Below are 15,535 nucleotides of genomic sequence, written 5' to 3'. Positions count from 1 at the left end.
TCTCAAAACTTGCCGGCCTCAGAGTGCCGCCAGAACGGCATCGCCCATCTCTCGGGTCGATACCTTCCGGCCCTCAGAAGACATGATATCCGCTGTCCTCAGGCCCTGATCCAGCACTTTGCTGACCGCCGCCTCTATCGCCTCGGCGGCTTTCTCCTCGCCAAGACTGTACCGCAACATCATTGCGCCACTGAGGATCGTAGCCAGCGGGTTGGCTATGCCCTTGCCTGCAATATCGGGTGCAGACCCGTGACAGGGCTCGTACATACCCTGCTTCTCAGAGTTCAGAGACGCAGAGGGCAACATCCCGATCGACCCCGTCAGCATAGCCGCTTCGTCAGAAAGAATATCACCAAACATGTTGCCAGTCACAATCACATCAAACTGTTTGGGTGCCCTGACCAGCTGCATGGCGGCGTTATCCACGTACATATGGGAGAGCTCGACATCCGGGTACTCCCGGCGCAGATCTTCCATGATTTCCCGCCATAAAACAGTCACTTCCAGCACATTCGCCTTGTCGACAGAGCAGAGCTTCTTGCCACGCTGCTGGGCCGCTTCAAAGGCGACACGGCCAATACGACGAATTTCCGATTCCGTATAGGCGTACGTGTTGTAGCCCTGACGCTCCCCACTTTCCAGTTCGCGGACGCCCCGTGGCTGGCCAAAATAGATGCCGCCGGTTAACTCCCTAACAATCATGATATCAAGGCCGGAGACCACCTCTGGCTTCAGTGAGGATGCAGAAGCAAGCTGGGGATACAGAATGGCCGGGCGCAGATTGGCGAACAACTCAAGGTTGGAGCGCAGCCCAAGCAGTCCTTTTTCAGGACGACTGGCCATCGGGCGTTTGTCCCACTTGGGGCCGCCCACGGCGCCCAGCAGGATTGCGTCCGCCTTACGCGCCTTGTCCAGGGTATCCTCCGGAAGTGGCGTATCCGTTTCGTCGATGGCGGCACCGCCAACCAGGGCGGACTCGAAGTGCAGCTCCAGACCGAATTGCTCGTTTATCTTACGCAGAACCTTTTCCGCTTCGGCAACAATTTCCGGGCCAATGCCATCGCCAGGAAGCATCAGGATAGAACGGGACATAGTGATTCCTTGAAGGTCGATTCGTTGTGGTAATTCAGGGCGGATCAGCGACCGGCATCAAATAACCAGGGTGCCGTTTCGCGCCTCGACGCTTCGTAGGCCTTTATGACCTCCGCGTCTTCAAGCGTAACACCGATATCGTCCAGGCCGTTCAGCAGGCAATGTCGACGAAAATCATCAACTTCAAAGTTGAACGATTCGCCGGACGGCGTGGTAACGGTTTTGGCTTCGAGATCTATCGCCAACTGATAGCCCTCTTCCGCCTCGGTTTCATGAAACAGCCGATCTACAATTTCTTCATCTAAAACAATTGGCAACAAGCCATTCTTAAAGCAGTTGTTATAGAAAATGTCGGCGAAACTGGGCGCAATGATAACGTGGAACCCAAAATCCTCAAGCGCCCAGGGGGCGTGCTCGCGGCTGGAGCCACAACCAAAGTTGCGCCGCGCCAGGAGCACGCTGGCATTTTTGTAGCGATCCTGATTAAGCATGAAATCAGGATTGATGGGCCGCTGTGAGCAGTCCTGGTCCGGCTTGCCTTCATCAAGGTAACGCAGTTCGTCAAACAGGTTCGGCCCGAAGCCGGTACGTTTGATGGATTTCAGAAACTGCTTGGGAATGATCATGTCCGTATCCACATTGGACCGGTCCATGGGGGCAACAATGCCCTGGTGTTGCTTTAAGGCTCGCATGGTGTCTCTCCTGTGGATCAGTTCATCATCTCGCGGACATCAACGAAGTGGCCGTTGATCGCCGCCGCCGCTGCCATGGCCGGGCTAACCAGATGGGTACGCCCGCCGAAGCCCTGGCGGCCCTCGAAGTTACGATTGGAAGTGGAGGCGCAATGCTCTCCCTGCCCCAATTTGTCGGCGTTCATGGCCAGACACATGGAGCAGCCCGGATCACGCCACTCAAGACCGGCTTCAATAAATATCTTGTCCAGCCCTTCCTGTTCCGCCTGAACTTTCACCAGACCGGAACCAGGCACCACCATCGCCTGCTTGAGTGATGACGACACCTTCCGCCCCTTCACGACCGCCGCTGCTTCACGAAGATCCTCTATACGGCTGTTGGTACAGGAGCCAATAAACACACGATCCAGCTTGATCTCGGTAATCGGCATGTTCGGCCTCAAGCCCATGTACTTCAAGGCACGGACAATTCCCTCGCGCTTGATGGGATCGGCTTCCGCTTCCGGGTCCGGCACATTACCGCCAACGCCTGCGACCATCTCGGGAGACGTCCCCCAGCTCACCTGCGGCATAATTTCGGAACCGTCGAGCTCAACAACCTTGTCGAACACTGCATCGTCATCGCTGTGCAACGTCTTCCAGTATTCAATGGCTTGCTCGCGCATCTCGCCCTTGGGGGCAAATGGGCGACCCTTGACATAATCAATGGTGGTCTGGTCGACCGCGACCATGCCCACCCGCGCACCGGCCTCGATGGACATGTTGCAGATGGTCATTCGGGCTTCCATCGAGAGGCCACGAATCGCCTCGCCGCCAAACTCAATGGCACAGCCCGTACCGCCAGCAGTGCCAATCTTACCGATGATGGCGAGGACAACGTCTTTTCCGGTCACCCCGGGCCCAAGCTTGCCATTCACCTTCACCAGCATGTTTTTCATTTTCTGCTGAACCAGGCACTGGGTGGCGAGCACATGTTCCACCTCTGACGTGCCGATACCATGAGCCAGGCAGCCGAATGCACCGTGGGTGGAGGTATGGGAATCGCCACAAACAATGCTCATGCCAGGCAGTGTCGCGCCCTGCTCTGGCCCGATCACATGCACGATGCCCTGGCGTTGGTCCTTGATCTTGAATTCCAGGATGCCGAACTCGTCGCAGTTCTTGTCCAGGGTTTCCACCTGAATCCGGGATACCGGGTCAACAATGCCTTCAATGCCTCTGGCGCGGTCGGTGGTGGGTACGTTGTGGTCCGGCGTCGCCAGGTTGGCATCCAGCCGCCAGGGCTTACGCCCGGCCAGCCGCAGGCCTTCAAAGGCCTGCGGCGAGGTGACTTCGTGCAGCAGATGCCGGTCGATGTAGATCAACGCGGAGCCGTCATCCCGCTGTTTAACGAGATGGTCGTCCCACAATTTGTCGTATAAGGTCTTGCCCGCCATGGTTCTCTCTCACTCTCTGGGGGTTTCTGTTTTTTCAGTATGGTTCTATTTTAACGCCTAGCCTTGAATAACCTCAATTCATGTTTTTTATGTTGCGCATTCCCATCTGGCATATTAGGATTTGGTGGGACCTCCACCAAAAGCTGCAGTTACGGATTCAACCACAATGGATGCAAATTCCCTGAAAGCGTTCCTCACCATCGTCGACCAGGAGTCGTTCTCCGAGGCGGCAGAACTGCTACACCTAACGCAGCCCGCAATCAGCAAGCGGCTGGCTGCTTTGGAGAACCAACTGGGAACGAAGCTGATCGACCGGAGCAATAGACAGGTCCGATTGACGGACGCAGGGGCACGCCTTCTACCCCATGCCCGGCGAATTCTGGATGAAGTGCACAATGCCCGACAGGCGCTGTCAGATCGTGAGGGATCGGTTTCAGGACAGCTGTCGGTGATTGCCAGCCACCACATCGGACTGCATCATCTCCCTGCCTGGTTACGGCGGCTGAACCGGGATTATCCGGAGGTGTCTCTGGAACTGCAGTTCATGGATTCTGAAAGCGCCTTCGGGCAGATGCGTAAACGTACAGCAGAGCTCGCGTTCGTGACCCTGAGCGAGAGCATGGACCAGGTATTCGATGTGCACGTGCGCTGGGAAGATGCCATGGCATTCGTGGTGTCGCCGGAACATCCACTGGCCTCGCTGGACAACCCGGGGCTCGGGGATCTGTCCCGGTATGACGCCCTGCTCCCCGAAGCTGGCACCGCCACCTACCGATCCATCAGCCGACTGTTTCTCGATGCGAGCCTGCCCCTGAAAATCCAGATGCCCACCAACTACCTGGAAACCATCAAGATGATGGCCAGCGTCGGGCTTGGGTGGAGCGTTTTGCCGGTGAGCATGGTCGACGACTCACTTACGGTGCTTTCTGTGCCCCACTCCGTAAGCCGCATTCTCGGCGGTGTGGGACTGAAGGGCCGATCGCTGAGCCCCCAGGCACAGGCACTGCTGGATATCGCAGCAGATCTTCAATAAAACCCGCTAAACACCACAGCAACACCAATCAATGCTCGGGCGGCGGCCTCAGGCCCCGCCAAGTGATGACAATGGCAATGGCCATGGCCGCCGCCCCGCCCCAGAACGCGGCGGAGGTACTGAACCCGTCCACCAGAAAGCCCGACAACCAGGCGCCCAGTGCGCCACCGGCACCAAAGGTCAGCCCACTGTAGAGCGCCTGCCCCTGGCCGTGATGATGCTGCCCGAAGAAACCCTGAATATACTGCACCGAAATAGCGTGCAGGGCGCCGTAAGAGGCCGCATGCAGCAACTGCGCGAAAATCAGCACCGCCACCACATCCGTCACTTCCGCGATCAACACCCAGCGAATCATCGTCAGCGCCAGTGCCGCAATCGCAATCTGCCGCACGGTGAAATTGCGGGTCAGCCGATGCATCACCAGGAACAACCCAATCTCCGCCAGCACCCCTAGCGACCACAACAACCCAATCGCCAACTTACCGTACCCGTGCTGCTCCAGGTGAATACTGAAAAACGTGTAGTACGCCCCGTGGGACACCTGCAGCAGAAAGTTCATCAGAAAGAACGTCACCACCGCCGGGTGAGTCACAATCGCCTTCAGACTACCCTTGGGCGCCGGTGGCTTACGTTCTCCCCGCTCCGACGGCACCAGAAACGCCGACACAGCAATCCCGGCAAACACGGGCAGCAACAACCACGGCAACAGAGTGATCGGAATCAGCTCCAGAATCCCGCCCACCAGCGCCACCGCGCCAATAAACCCTACCGACCCCCATAACCGCACCTTGCCGTATTTCTCACGTTGCGTTCCCAGCGACCGCAACGTGATCACTTCATAAAGCGGCAAAATCGCGTTCCAGAAGAACGTAAACGCCAGCATGACCAGCAACAGCCCATAGAACCCTGGCTCCATGAACACGCCGGCGAAGAACAGCGACCCCGTAATGGCACCGAACCGAACCAACCGCACCCGTTGGCCAGTCCGATCTCCGAGCCATCCCCACACACTGGGCGCCACGATCTTGGTTAATTGAATTGTCGCCATCAGCGTGGCGATCTCAAGGTAGGAAAAGCCCCGGCCTTCCAGATACAGGGACCAATACGGCAGCAAGCCGCCGAGGAGAGCGAAAAACCAGAAGTAGAGGTTTGAAAGGCGCCAGTAGATAGGAATGCTCCAATGAGATATCACAGAAGACCGACCGCTGCGGCAAGCAGGGCCTTTCAAAACCGTGGAGGGCCAGGGATGGCCCGACCGAGCCTACATGGACGTACTTGCGGCGTGTTTTGAGAGGCCCTGCTTGCCGCAGCGAGCACCATTACCAACCGCGACCGAGCCCTACAGGGACGTATTTACGGGCGCTTTTTGAACCATGCTCCCCGCCGGAACCGCTTCGCGAATTAAGACGGCCGGCTAGTTGGCGAATTGTGCCTTCGCAGGCTGGCTGAAAACTCCAATACTCTCACGCCTGCCCAATATTAGGCGTAGACACCGTGACATCCCCATTCTGACCACGATGGCGGAGATAATGATCCATCAACACAATGGCCATCATCGCCTCCGCAATCGGCGTCGCACGAATGCCCACACAGGGATCATGCCGCCCCGTGGTAATCACCTCCACGGGATCACCGTGAACATCAATACTCCGCCCCGGCAACCGCAAACTGGACGTCGGTTTCAACGCAATACTGGCCAGGATCGGCTGCCCCGACGAAATGCCGCCGAGAACACCACCGGCATGGTTCGACAGGAACCCTTCCGGGGTTAACTCATCCCGGTGCTCCGTGCCTTTCTGGTCAACACACCCAAAGCCCGCTCCTATCTCAACACCCTTCACCGCGTTAATGCTCATCAACGCATGAGCCAGGTCCGCGTCCAGCCGGTCGAAAATCGGCTCACCCAGGCCGGGAGGAACGCCCTCAGCGACCACATTGATACGCGCACCGATGGAATTGCCCTCTTTGCGCAGGGCATCCATATAGGCTTCCATCTCCGGCACCTTATCGGCATCCGGGCAGAAAAACGGATTCTGGTGAACCTGATCCCAATCGATCTTCTCAATGCGGATTGGTCCCAACTGGGAAAGATAACCCCGGATCGTGATGCCAAGGCGCTGCTCCAGAAATTTCCGTGCAACGGCACCGGCGGCGACCCGCATCGCTGTCTCGCGTGCAGAAGACCGACCTCCACCCCGATAATCCCGAACACCGTACTTGTGCATGTAGGTATAGTCGGCGTGGGCAGGACGGAACTGCTCCGCGATCTTCGAATAATCCTTTGAGCGCTGATCAGTATTCTCGATCACCAACCCAATGGGGGTGCCAGTGGTCTTACCCTCGAACACCCCCGAGAGGATCTTCACTTCGTCCGCTTCCCGGCGCTGGGTGGTATGACGCGAAGTGCCGGGCTTGCGGCGGTCCAGATCCCGCTGCATATCAGCCTCGGACAGCTCAAGCCCCGGAGGGCAACCATCAATTATGCATCCGAGCGCAGCCCCGTGGCTCTCACCAAAGCTGGTCACCGTAAACAATTTTCCGAAGCTATTTCCCGACATGATTCAGTATCTTATCCAGGGTATTTAATGTAGGTCTTCAGCAGTCAACAGAAACACACCGTCGCCGCCATTCTCAAATTCCAGCCAGGTAAACGGCATATCCGGATAGGCTTCCTGCAACGCCACCCAGCTATTCCCAACCTCAACAATCAAGAGGCCACCCGGGTTCAGGTAATCGGCTGCCCTCGCGAGTATCCGATGAGCGATGTCCAGCCCATCTCCCCCGGCAGCAAGGCCAAGTTCCGGTTCGTGGCCATACTCCGCCGGCATATCCGCAATATCGTCAGCGTCCACATAGGGAGGGTTGCTGAGGATGACATCGTATCGACCTTCAAGCCCATCGAACACATCGGACCGTACGGTGCTTACCCGGTCACCAACCTCGTGATAGTCGATATTGACCGCGGCCACGTCGAGGGCGTCGGTAGAGATATCCGCAAGGTCCACCTCGGCGTCCTCGAATACGCTCGCGGCTGCAATGCCAATACAGCCACTGCCAGTACACAAGTCCAGGATCCTGCCCACGGGCTTGTTACCCAACCAGGGTTGCAACCCGCCTTGAATCAGCTCTCCCAATGGTGAACGCGGCACCAGTACGCGTTCATCCACATGAAATGGCAGCCCCATAAACCAGGCTTCACCCAACAGATAAGCCAAGGGGACCCTGTCGTCAATACGGCGTTGCATGCGATCAAGGATCAACGCTCGTTCTTCCCGGGTCAGCCGGGCATCCAGGAACAGTGTATTGTTTTCCAGAGGCAAATGGAGGCTACGCATAACCAGTTGGACAGACTCATCCCACACGTTGTCCGTGCCGTGGCCAAAATAAAGCGGCGAATCGGCAAAGCGAGAAGAAACGTACCTCAGGTAGTCTCTGACGGTATGCAAGTCATCAATGGGGTTACTCACGCATGCTCATCCTGTTCGGAAATGATCAAGGCGCAGAATTATACGCTCTTTCCGGCACAGGCTGCAGCCCACCGCCGCAATTGCGGTTTCAAGGTCATATCGCCATCGGGCCAGAGCTGTTCTGGTTCTCTTCGTACCGGTCCAACGCGGCGGCCATACGTTCCCGTCCAAGCTGAATCAATTCGGGCGCCTTGTGGTAGTCATAGCTGCGGCTGGCGTTCTTGGGAATGTTCACCAGCAAATCGGGTGGATACCCAGCGATCTTGTATTGTACCAAGGCGCTTTGCATGGTTTCGACGGTCAGGTTCATGACATCGAACTTACCAATACCCAGCTTATCCCAGTCAATAGTCTCGTGATCATCCTGATGTTTCTTCGGTTCCGATTTTATCGCGGGCGTCTTTTTATTGTGCTCGTTCTTCGCCACCGCCTTGCTGATTTTCTCTTCCGGTGAAGCCGACGAACCACCCTCTTTCTTGGTACTGAAGGTCTTCAGGGCATCCCAGTCAAACCAGCGGGAGGCCTTATCACGGATTTTTTCGACCCATTCCTCGGTATCATCGTCGTCAGGGTTTGCAAACGCCGCATCCGGCAATCGCCGCCCGCGGTCATCTTCGCCACTGAGGTTTACGGCCACAATCATATCGGCATGGGAGGAAATGGTCGGAATGATCGGCAGTGGATTGAGCAAGGCGCCGTCCACCAGCACGCGGCCATTCAACACCAGAGGCGTCACCACACTGGGTATGGCAACCGACGCCCGGATGGCCTGATCCAGCGGCCCTTCCTGAAACCAGATTTCCTTATGGGCAAGGAGATCCGTCGCCACAGCCGTATAGGCGATCGGAAGGTCTTCAATTCGGGTATTTCCAATCATTTCCCGCACCACGGAGAATATCTTTTCTCCACGAATGGCGCCGACGGAGCTAAAAGTCACATCCAGCAGTTTCAGCACATCGAACTGGCCCAGGCCAGTTACCCAGTCCTTGTAATCCTTCATCTTGCCGGCTGCAAATACGCCCCCGATCAAGGCTCCCATGGAACAGCCGGAAATGGCGACAATGTCGTAGCCTCTTTCCACCAGTATCTCGATCGCACCTATATGGGCATAGCCCCTGGCCCCGCCACTGCCAAGAGTCAGCGCTACGGTCTTGCCCTTGCCGGGAGCCGTCGGCCGGGGATCGCCTTTCTCGGACGCCGACTGAGCAGCGGATATTCCGGTGCTCGTGACAATCTGGGAGATATCGTCTGCCGGCTTCTGATCTTCGTCCTGAAGCTCTGTCCCGGATGGCCTGTTCATTCCCTTCACCTCGTAATCACCATCACTTCAACCCGATCACCTTGCCGATCGGGATTTGGTATCACAACCGTGGGGCCAACCGTAATGATCATCTGGCGGCTTTCGGAAACGCCACTTTTGGCCAACACCTGGGAAAGTGACTGCGCTGCAGCCTCTGCCCGCTCCATAGACGCTTCCAGGGTTTCATTATCCTTGAGCTGGGAATAGGCCGTCAGTACTACCCGGGCTTCAGCCTCGCCGGCCCAGTCATTGATGATGCGCCGGTCGGCACCGCTCCACTCAAAGCGGTAGGTGATGCCACCCTGCCAGGGCACAATCACCGGCCCCTTGATTCTGGCGATTTCGTTGCCCATTCCCGGAATATCAGTTCCCTGAGGCGCAACCAAATGTTCAACCCAGACAAACTGACGCTGGTTGGCGCGGGTAACCGTATACACCAGCGTCAGCCACGGCTGGCCATTCTCATCGACCGAACCGGCAACAAGATAGTCCTGATTGTTGTCCCGCCCATAGAGACTGGATTGATCAAAAATCTGGTTGGCCCACACGTTACTGCGCCCGCAATTCCTTCCGGAACACTCAAACAGTATCTGGGCGCCACGGGCCTGCAATTCCCTTAGATAGTGATCGCGAGCCTCTTCCCGGTTGGCACCGCCCTGGACTTCATATAACTGCCCGACGCCCTTGACCGGGAGCCGGGCCATGGACGCGGAGCGGATCTCGTTGTTCACCTCACGAACCGGGCTGAACAACACCAGATGCCCCGGCGACTTGATGCTGATTTCCTGATCAAGGCGCGCCTCCGGAAACGGTTCCGGCGGTGGCATTTGCGCCGACACCATGGTCGAAAACCCCATGAACATGGCGGCGACCCACACTACTGACTGCGACAAGCGCTTATTCTGCATCGTCTAAAAAGCCTCTGACTGCATCAATGACGGGTTCAACATTCCCGTCCAGGTGGCAATGGTGGCCTCCGGGCACGGCCACCACATCCAGGTTCGCGATCGCATCCAAACGTGAATCAAGTTCCGGGCGACTGGCCAGGAGCCCCTGCGTCGCACGCAGGAAACGTGTTGGCGTGACGACTTTCTTCAGGCAAGCGGTCACTTGCGCTTCGTCCATCATTATCATCGATGGATGGCGCAAACGCGGATCGGTTTGCCACACGAAACCATCACCGGAAGACTTCATGCTCCGCGTTACCAGCATTCTCGCGGCTTCTGGCGACAGGGGGATCATGCCACCCTCCCGAGCCTTGGCTGCCAACTCTATGTCAGGGTATACGACCGCTTTCCCTGAACCCGTCATTCGTTTGATGATCGACTTGCGCATCTGATCGATCACCTCATCCGGTTTACGACTGATCGGCCCAATGCTGTCGATCATGACCAACCGACGCACCCGTTCCGGAAACGCCGCCGCGTAGAGCACGCTGACAATCCCGCCGAGTGAATGACCCACCAGATCAATCTGCCCTTTCGGCGAGTCTTTGAAATGGGTCTCAACCAGTTCCGCCAGGTCCGCCACATAATCCATCAACTGGTAACCCTGGCCTTCAGGCCGGTGCCCGGAACGCCCGTGCCCAGCCATATCGAGGGAGTACACATCGCGATTGCCCGCCAACGCCGGGGCCAATCTGGCGAATGACAGGGCGTTATCCAGCCAGCCGTGGATCATCAGCACCGGCCAGGTTTCAGAGGCCGTGGCAGCGGGCCAGTGCAGGCCTGCCAGGTCGATGTGTTTAAGAGACCAGTTGATTTCCCGACACGTCATTGTTGTATCAGGTGGGGTTTCCAGAATGGTGTCGTTCATTGAAGCGCTTACATAGTGTGGGTGGGTCGATCCGAGCTCAATGAACCCGCCAGGTAGGACTCGATTTTGGTACGCGCGGTTTCGTCTTCACCATCGAACTGCACACCAATGCCCGCTGCACGGTTGCCCTGGGCACCCTTCGGGGTAATCCAGATCACCTTGCCCGCCACGGGGATTTTTTCCGGCTCATCCATCAGGTTGAGCAACAGGAACACTTCATCGCCCAGTTGATACTGTTTTTGCGTGGGAATAAACAACCCGCCCTGCCGGATATAAGGCATGTAGGCGGCGTAGAGTACCGCCTTGTCCTTGATGGTCAGCGTGAGAATGCCACTGCGTGCGCCAAAACCAGGCCCCATAGTAAACACCTTTCTCTGTATTGATAGCTCTGTATTGATAGCAACCGGATTGATAACAACCGGAGTCAATAAACTCCTGATATTCCGCAATCATAGCAGTAGTTGTTAATCACTGCCCTATCCTGCCGCGCCATTGGTCACTCCGTTTATCCCGCAGCTGGCCTGCGGCGCGGCATGAGTTTCTGCCATGCGATCAGCAATCGGCCCGCTTCCAACTCAGGGTTCACGTTGTAAACGCCGGCAGACCTGGACTCGTGGATCGCATCCAGGAGTTCATGGGCCCGCCAGGAAGGATTGTTTCTGGCAAGGAACGTTAACATGTCCGCCGCTTCCGCATCCCGGGGCTGCCCCCCGGCACTGATGCGGGCCAGGTCACCAGCCCAGCCTTCAAATAGCCATAGAGCACTTTCAAGCCCCATTGCCTTGAACGGCTTTGCAGCCTCGGAAAGAGTGAGCTGACCCTTCATGAAATGGCGGAAGTTGTCCAACGCCTCATCCCGCAGGCTAATAAACTCTCCGGTAGCATATTCCAGGGCCAGCCGCGGCGCATTGGCTGCCAGTACCAGCGCCTTGGCGCATTGCTCCGGCGTTGGTCTGTTGTCGCCATCCATCGCTTTGACCGCCGTCGCCAGCCAGCCAGCAGCCTGATCTCTGTCCGGCGTAGCAATCAGCAAACTCTGGCAGCGGGAACGGATCGTCGGCAATACCGGCCTGCCACTCTCCTGCAGCAGCAGAAGCACCACATCTTCGGCGGGTTCTTCCAGGGTTTTCAGCAACGCGTTGGCGGAATTGATGTTCAACTGGTCCGCCCGATCAATAATGGCCACCTTGCGGGAGGCCACCTGGGGAGAGCCGACCGCGAATGCGGACAGCGCACGAATCTGATCAATCTTGATCATCCGTGATTTTTCCGGTGCATAAATCCGGATATCCGGATGGGTGCCCGCGGCAACCAGCTCGCACTGCTTACAGATGCCACAAGGGGACCCTGCGTCCATATCCGCCTTTTCACAGACCAGCAACCCGGCCAGTGCGTTGGCAAACAGACGCTTTCCCACGCCGTTCTCGCCCGTCACCATCAGGGCATGGGGCATCCTGTTGCCGGCGATGCGTTGGAGCAGTCGGCTCCAGGCGTCTTCAAGCCATGCCATGGTTGCTATGGATGCGTTCACGTATTCACCCCTTTGATGAACTGGTTGACGGTCGATCCGCCTGTCGTTTCATCGTGGCCAGCAATCGCTTCATTTTCGCCAGTTCGCCATGATGACCGGTTTCGGAACCCCGGCCATAGTAATGTTTGTTGATCAATCGGGCAAAAGCCGTTGCTGTGCCGGCCGCCGCGGGTTTTGCCCGGGCAAGCCTTGAGGCCAGTTGGGAGGGTGTTTCACCGTGACGTACAGGCACTCCCGAACGGTCACACAACCGATACCAGCGGCTGACGAGACGACCAAGCGGGTCCCGGCTTTCCACGCGACGGTACTGCCAGGCGGTAACCAAACCCGCCAGTAACAGCGCCATACCGACAATGCCCGCGGTAATATAGCCAAGCTCCCGCATTCCTATCCCTCCAGGCAAACGCGACATCAGGTCCATCTGTGACTGCCCCTGATATCCGACAACCCAGCGCTGCCAGTGGTAATTAATCTTATCGAGCTGCAGGGAAGCCCACTGCAGCATCGCCAAATCGCCGTAGCGCTGTGGCGATGTCCAATCGTTCTCAAGGAACGAGCCTTCCTCAGCCACCGCCTCCCGTAGACCAAACTCAATACGCTCGGGAGCAATGGCAGCTGTCGGGTCCACCCGCACCCAACCCTGGCCGGGGAACCACGCTTCCACCCAGGCATGGGCATCGTACTGCCGCACAATCAGATATTCGTCATCTGCGCCGGGTGACCCGCCCTGATATCCGACCACCACTCGGGCCGGAATACCCGCTGCGCGCAACACAAACGTGGTAGCCCCGGCGTAGTGGGCACAGAAACCCCGCTTTTCATCGAATAACAGGCTGTCGATGCCATCCACGGGCATAGCGGGTGGGCGCAGGGTGTAGAAATAGGCCTGCTCCCGGAAACGGGTCAGAAGCTGCTGCACCAATGCCTGAGGGTTGTCGTGTTGGCCAGCCAGTTGTTGCCCGAACGCCCTTGCCCTCGGGTTGCCGCTTTGTGGTAACTGGAGATAACGCTGAAGGTTATCGGGCTCCGCACTGGCATCCTCCGTTGTTTGGTTCCCGACCAACTCCATCCAGTAACGGACCGCGCTGTCAGCCGGCCGGTCAAACCGGAACAGATTCTCATCCGTTTGCTTTACATTATTGGAGACCGCCCTGGAGTTCTCCAGAGCAAAGGCCCAGGTCTGGTCCGTGGGTTCCAATAACACCTCGTACTGGTTGGGCCCGAGCGGCCCTACGCCACCATCAACGTCAACACGGCCAAGCCGGCGAAACGGCTTTCCAAGGCCCTGTTGCCAAGTGTCTCCGTCAAGGCGATCCAGGATAAGCCCGCGCCAATATCGGTCCCGGTAGGCCGGTAACTCACCGCCAAAGGTGACGCGAAAGGCTCGCTCACTGCTCTGGGCGAGACTCGAGATATCACCGGGAGTCATGGTGTCGCTGATTCCAGTTCGGGCTTCGCCGGAAACCAGCGGCACACTCCAGAGCGGCGACATGCGCGGGAAGAACACGAACAGGAGCACTACAATCGGCAAGGTCTTAACCAGCATCAGCCCCAAGCGCCGCCATCCCTTCTTCATGGCACCGGGAATTTCCGGCGCATTCACCACCTGCAGGCCGATTAACAATAAGGCAACGCCCGCAATGTTAATGACACTCCAGTGAATCTCCTGATGAAACAGAAAGTTGACTGTCGCCAGGTACACCAGGATAAAAAACAGCACATAGAAATCCCGGGTGGATCGGGTCTCAAGCCATTTAAGCCCCACCGCCAGCACAAAAAACGACGCCGCAGTATCAACGGTGAAACGCCCCTGCACAGTTGCGATATAAACGGCCACCAGTACCAGCATGATCCCGGTACGCATCCACCTTCCCGGTAACCTGACCTGCCCGGATTGCGCCAGCCACCGCCAGCCAGCAAGTACAGCGCAACTGGCCACCAGCCAGATCGGCAATCGGTCCCACTGGGGAATCAGTAACAACCCAAAGCCTGCGATCAGCCATATCAACGCGCGGCCCGATACCAATTCCGCAGCCTGTAAGGAGCGTGAACTCGGCGAATTACTCAGGAACCTGCGAATCATGCCCGTCGCTCCCCGAAACCAGACGACGCAGAGGTCCGATTCCCAACCTCTTCGGAGCGGGTACCATGGGGCAGAGGACCACCTTCCCTTGGTTGTTCAAGGCCAAAGATGGCCAGCGCCTTAAGGCACCGGTTGGCGTGAACAGCACCGGTGTCCGGTTCAATCACCTGCCCCGGCAGATTCAACCCGAAACGGCTGTTGTTGCGGGCCCGTTCCATCACCTGATGAGCCAGGTAACCCAGGCGCAGCTCACGGTCCACGCCCCTGAAGGCGTCATAGTCCAGCCAGTGGGGGCTGCCCTGTTCACCTTCCCAATCGGTAATCACCATCTCACCGGTACGGGCGTATCGTTTCCACTGAACCCTCTGGCTCAGATCCCCCTCCCGCCAGGGCCGAATGTCGGCATGGTCATTACCATCCGTCGAGCGCGCCTTCGATTGCTCCTCTCCGTCCTGAACCGTGCTGGTCACATCCGGGGCGGCCAGAGGGTTTGGATAGACAATGCCGGACGTGACCGGCCGCAGCCAGGACCAGGCCTTGAAAAGGCCAAAAGGAAAGCGGGTTTCCACGCGGATACGTTCCGGCTGCAGGTAGCCACGTTGATAGGACGGTATCGCCAGGGTCATATCCTCCTGCTGCCCGGCTGGCACGTGCTGGCTTTCGAGTTGACTGTCATCGCAGAACAGGGATATCGCCAGCGAATCATGACGGGGCGACACAGCCCTTAAACGGAAGGGTATCGTATCGCCGGCAAAGCCATCACCGGCCTGTATGAGTGTCAGTTCCAGCCCCGACAGGTTGCGGTGGGTCTGGTGCATGGCCGCAACAACTACTGCGCCCAACAGAAATGTGAGCATGTATATCAGGCTGTTCTGGTAGTTAATTCCGGTAATCAGCATGATCAACAGTAAACCGGCAAACACCACCCCGGCACCCGTGGGCAGGATAAAAACATTGCGCTGTCCGAATATTCGCTGATCGGCTCGCGGAATCCGCTGGTTGACCCAGCGCTGCCATCGCGAACGAAATGCCTTCAACATAAGAGTCCTGTTACAAAAACTGGATGGTTACGCCTGTTATATAAAC

General features: G+C 57.5%; 14 protein-coding genes. 1 reads left to right on the top strand and 13 read right to left on the bottom strand.

Annotated elements, in window-relative coordinates; all coding sequences use genetic code 11:
- Nucleotides 1-18: 18 nt before the first annotated feature.
- The 3 genes from leuB to leuC are packed head-to-tail and all read right to left on the bottom strand — an operon-like array spanning nt 19 to nt 3,220.
- Nucleotides 19-1,092, bottom strand: coding sequence for a 3-isopropylmalate dehydrogenase (leuB, locus tag AXW11_RS03155; protein ID WP_036205484.1), 1,074 nt, complete (start codon nt 1,090-1,092; stop codon nt 19-21).
- 44 nt (nt 1,093-1,136) lie between these two features.
- Nucleotides 1,137-1,784: a 3-isopropylmalate dehydratase small subunit gene (gene leuD / locus AXW11_RS03150; RefSeq protein WP_036205483.1), complete on the bottom strand. Its 648-nt coding sequence runs from the start codon at nt 1,782-1,784 to the stop codon at nt 1,137-1,139.
- A 17-nt stretch (nt 1,785-1,801) separates the two neighbouring features.
- A complete protein-coding gene (gene leuC / locus AXW11_RS03145) occupies nt 1,802-3,220 on the bottom strand; it encodes a 3-isopropylmalate dehydratase large subunit (protein WP_041333288.1) in 1,419 nt (472 codons plus the stop codon).
- 166 nt (nt 3,221-3,386) lie between these two features.
- Here leuC and AXW11_RS03140 point away from each other — a divergent pair, with 166 nt between their 5' ends.
- On the top strand, nt 3,387-4,253 hold the full coding sequence (locus AXW11_RS03140) for a LysR family transcriptional regulator (protein ID WP_091643860.1): 867 nt from the start codon (nt 3,387-3,389) through the stop codon (nt 4,251-4,253).
- A 28-nt stretch (nt 4,254-4,281) separates the two neighbouring features.
- Here the strand turns inward: AXW11_RS03140 and AXW11_RS03135 are convergent, their stop codons facing one another.
- From AXW11_RS03135 to AXW11_RS03090, 10 genes are all read right to left on the bottom strand, one after another.
- A complete protein-coding gene (locus AXW11_RS03135) occupies nt 4,282-5,445 on the bottom strand; it encodes an MFS transporter (RefSeq protein ID WP_227517736.1) in 1,164 nt (387 codons plus the stop codon).
- A 271-nt stretch (nt 5,446-5,716) separates the two neighbouring features.
- The gene (gene aroC / locus AXW11_RS03130) at nt 5,717-6,811 is read right to left on the bottom strand and encodes a chorismate synthase (protein ID WP_085680537.1); all 1,095 of its coding nucleotides are present in this window, start codon (nt 6,809-6,811) and stop codon (nt 5,717-5,719) included.
- 24 nt (nt 6,812-6,835) lie between these two features.
- The gene (gene prmB / locus AXW11_RS03125) at nt 6,836-7,720 is read right to left on the bottom strand and encodes a 50S ribosomal protein L3 N(5)-glutamine methyltransferase (protein WP_036205478.1); all 885 of its coding nucleotides are present in this window, start codon (nt 7,718-7,720) and stop codon (nt 6,836-6,838) included.
- 94 nt (nt 7,721-7,814) lie between these two features.
- A complete protein-coding gene (locus AXW11_RS03120; RefSeq protein WP_036205477.1) occupies nt 7,815-9,020 on the bottom strand; it encodes a patatin-like phospholipase family protein in 1,206 nt (401 codons plus the stop codon).
- A gap of 5 nt (nt 9,021-9,025) precedes the next feature.
- The gene (locus AXW11_RS03115; RefSeq protein WP_228301512.1) at nt 9,026-9,928 is read right to left on the bottom strand and encodes a DUF4892 domain-containing protein; all 903 of its coding nucleotides are present in this window, start codon (nt 9,926-9,928) and stop codon (nt 9,026-9,028) included.
- Nucleotides 9,918-10,835, bottom strand: coding sequence for an alpha/beta fold hydrolase (locus AXW11_RS03110; protein WP_075195244.1), 918 nt, complete (start codon nt 10,833-10,835; stop codon nt 9,918-9,920). Before AXW11_RS03110 ends, AXW11_RS03115 begins: the two co-directional genes overlap by 11 nt.
- Before the next feature lie 8 nt (nt 10,836-10,843).
- Nucleotides 10,844-11,194: a PilZ domain-containing protein gene (locus tag AXW11_RS03105; protein ID WP_007152597.1), complete on the bottom strand. Its 351-nt coding sequence runs from the start codon at nt 11,192-11,194 to the stop codon at nt 10,844-10,846.
- A 146-nt stretch (nt 11,195-11,340) separates the two neighbouring features.
- The gene (gene holB, locus AXW11_RS03100) at nt 11,341-12,345 is read right to left on the bottom strand and encodes a DNA polymerase III subunit delta' (protein ID WP_036205475.1); all 1,005 of its coding nucleotides are present in this window, start codon (nt 12,343-12,345) and stop codon (nt 11,341-11,343) included.
- 25 nt (nt 12,346-12,370) lie between these two features.
- Nucleotides 12,371-14,449 (bottom strand): transglutaminase TgpA family protein, encoded by a 2,079-nt coding sequence (locus AXW11_RS03095; RefSeq protein WP_075195245.1) that lies wholly within the window; start codon nt 14,447-14,449, stop codon nt 12,371-12,373.
- On the bottom strand, nt 14,446-15,489 hold the full coding sequence (locus AXW11_RS03090; RefSeq protein WP_036205473.1) for a DUF58 domain-containing protein: 1,044 nt from the start codon (nt 15,487-15,489) through the stop codon (nt 14,446-14,448). The genes AXW11_RS03095 and AXW11_RS03090 overlap by 4 nt, the downstream gene beginning before the upstream one ends.
- Nucleotides 15,490-15,535 lie beyond the last annotated feature (46 nt).

The organism is Marinobacter sp. Hex_13, assembly GCF_001566815.1.
GTDB lineage: Bacteria > Pseudomonadota > Gammaproteobacteria > Pseudomonadales > Oleiphilaceae > Marinobacter > Marinobacter salarius.
The sequence above is the reverse complement of the archived record's forward strand: the minus strand, read 5'-3'. Positions and strand labels throughout refer to the sequence as shown.

Excerpts from the sequence above, each read along its gene's own strand:
- leuB (WP_036205484.1), bottom strand. The coding sequence starts at position 1,092 with ATGTCCCGTTCTATCCTGATGCTTCCTGGCGATGGCATTGGCCCGGAA.
- leuD (WP_036205483.1), bottom strand. The coding sequence starts at position 1,784 with ATGCGAGCCTTAAAGCAACACCAGGGCATTGTTGCCCCCATGGACCGG.
- leuC (WP_041333288.1), bottom strand. The coding sequence starts at position 3,220 with ATGGCGGGCAAGACCTTATACGACAAATTGTGGGACGACCATCTCGTT.
- AXW11_RS03140 (WP_091643860.1), top strand. The coding sequence starts at position 3,387 with ATGGATGCAAATTCCCTGAAAGCGTTCCTCACCATCGTCGACCAGGAG.
- aroC (WP_085680537.1), bottom strand. The coding sequence starts at position 6,811 with ATGTCGGGAAATAGCTTCGGAAAATTGTTTACGGTGACCAGCTTTGGT.
- AXW11_RS03120 (WP_036205477.1), bottom strand. The coding sequence starts at position 9,020 with ATGAACAGGCCATCCGGGACAGAGCTTCAGGACGAAGATCAGAAGCCG.
- AXW11_RS03115 (WP_228301512.1), bottom strand. The coding sequence starts at position 9,928 with ATGCAGAATAAGCGCTTGTCGCAGTCAGTAGTGTGGGTCGCCGCCATG.
- AXW11_RS03110 (WP_075195244.1), bottom strand. The coding sequence starts at position 10,835 with ATGAACGACACCATTCTGGAAACCCCACCTGATACAACAATGACGTGT.
- AXW11_RS03105 (WP_007152597.1), bottom strand. The coding sequence starts at position 11,194 with ATGGGGCCTGGTTTTGGCGCACGCAGTGGCATTCTCACGCTGACCATC.
- holB (WP_036205475.1), bottom strand. The coding sequence starts at position 12,345 with ATGGCATGGCTTGAAGACGCCTGGAGCCGACTGCTCCAACGCATCGCC.
- AXW11_RS03095 (WP_075195245.1), bottom strand. The coding sequence starts at position 14,449 with ATGATTCGCAGGTTCCTGAGTAATTCGCCGAGTTCACGCTCCTTACAG.
- AXW11_RS03090 (WP_036205473.1), bottom strand. The coding sequence starts at position 15,489 with ATGTTGAAGGCATTTCGTTCGCGATGGCAGCGCTGGGTCAACCAGCGG.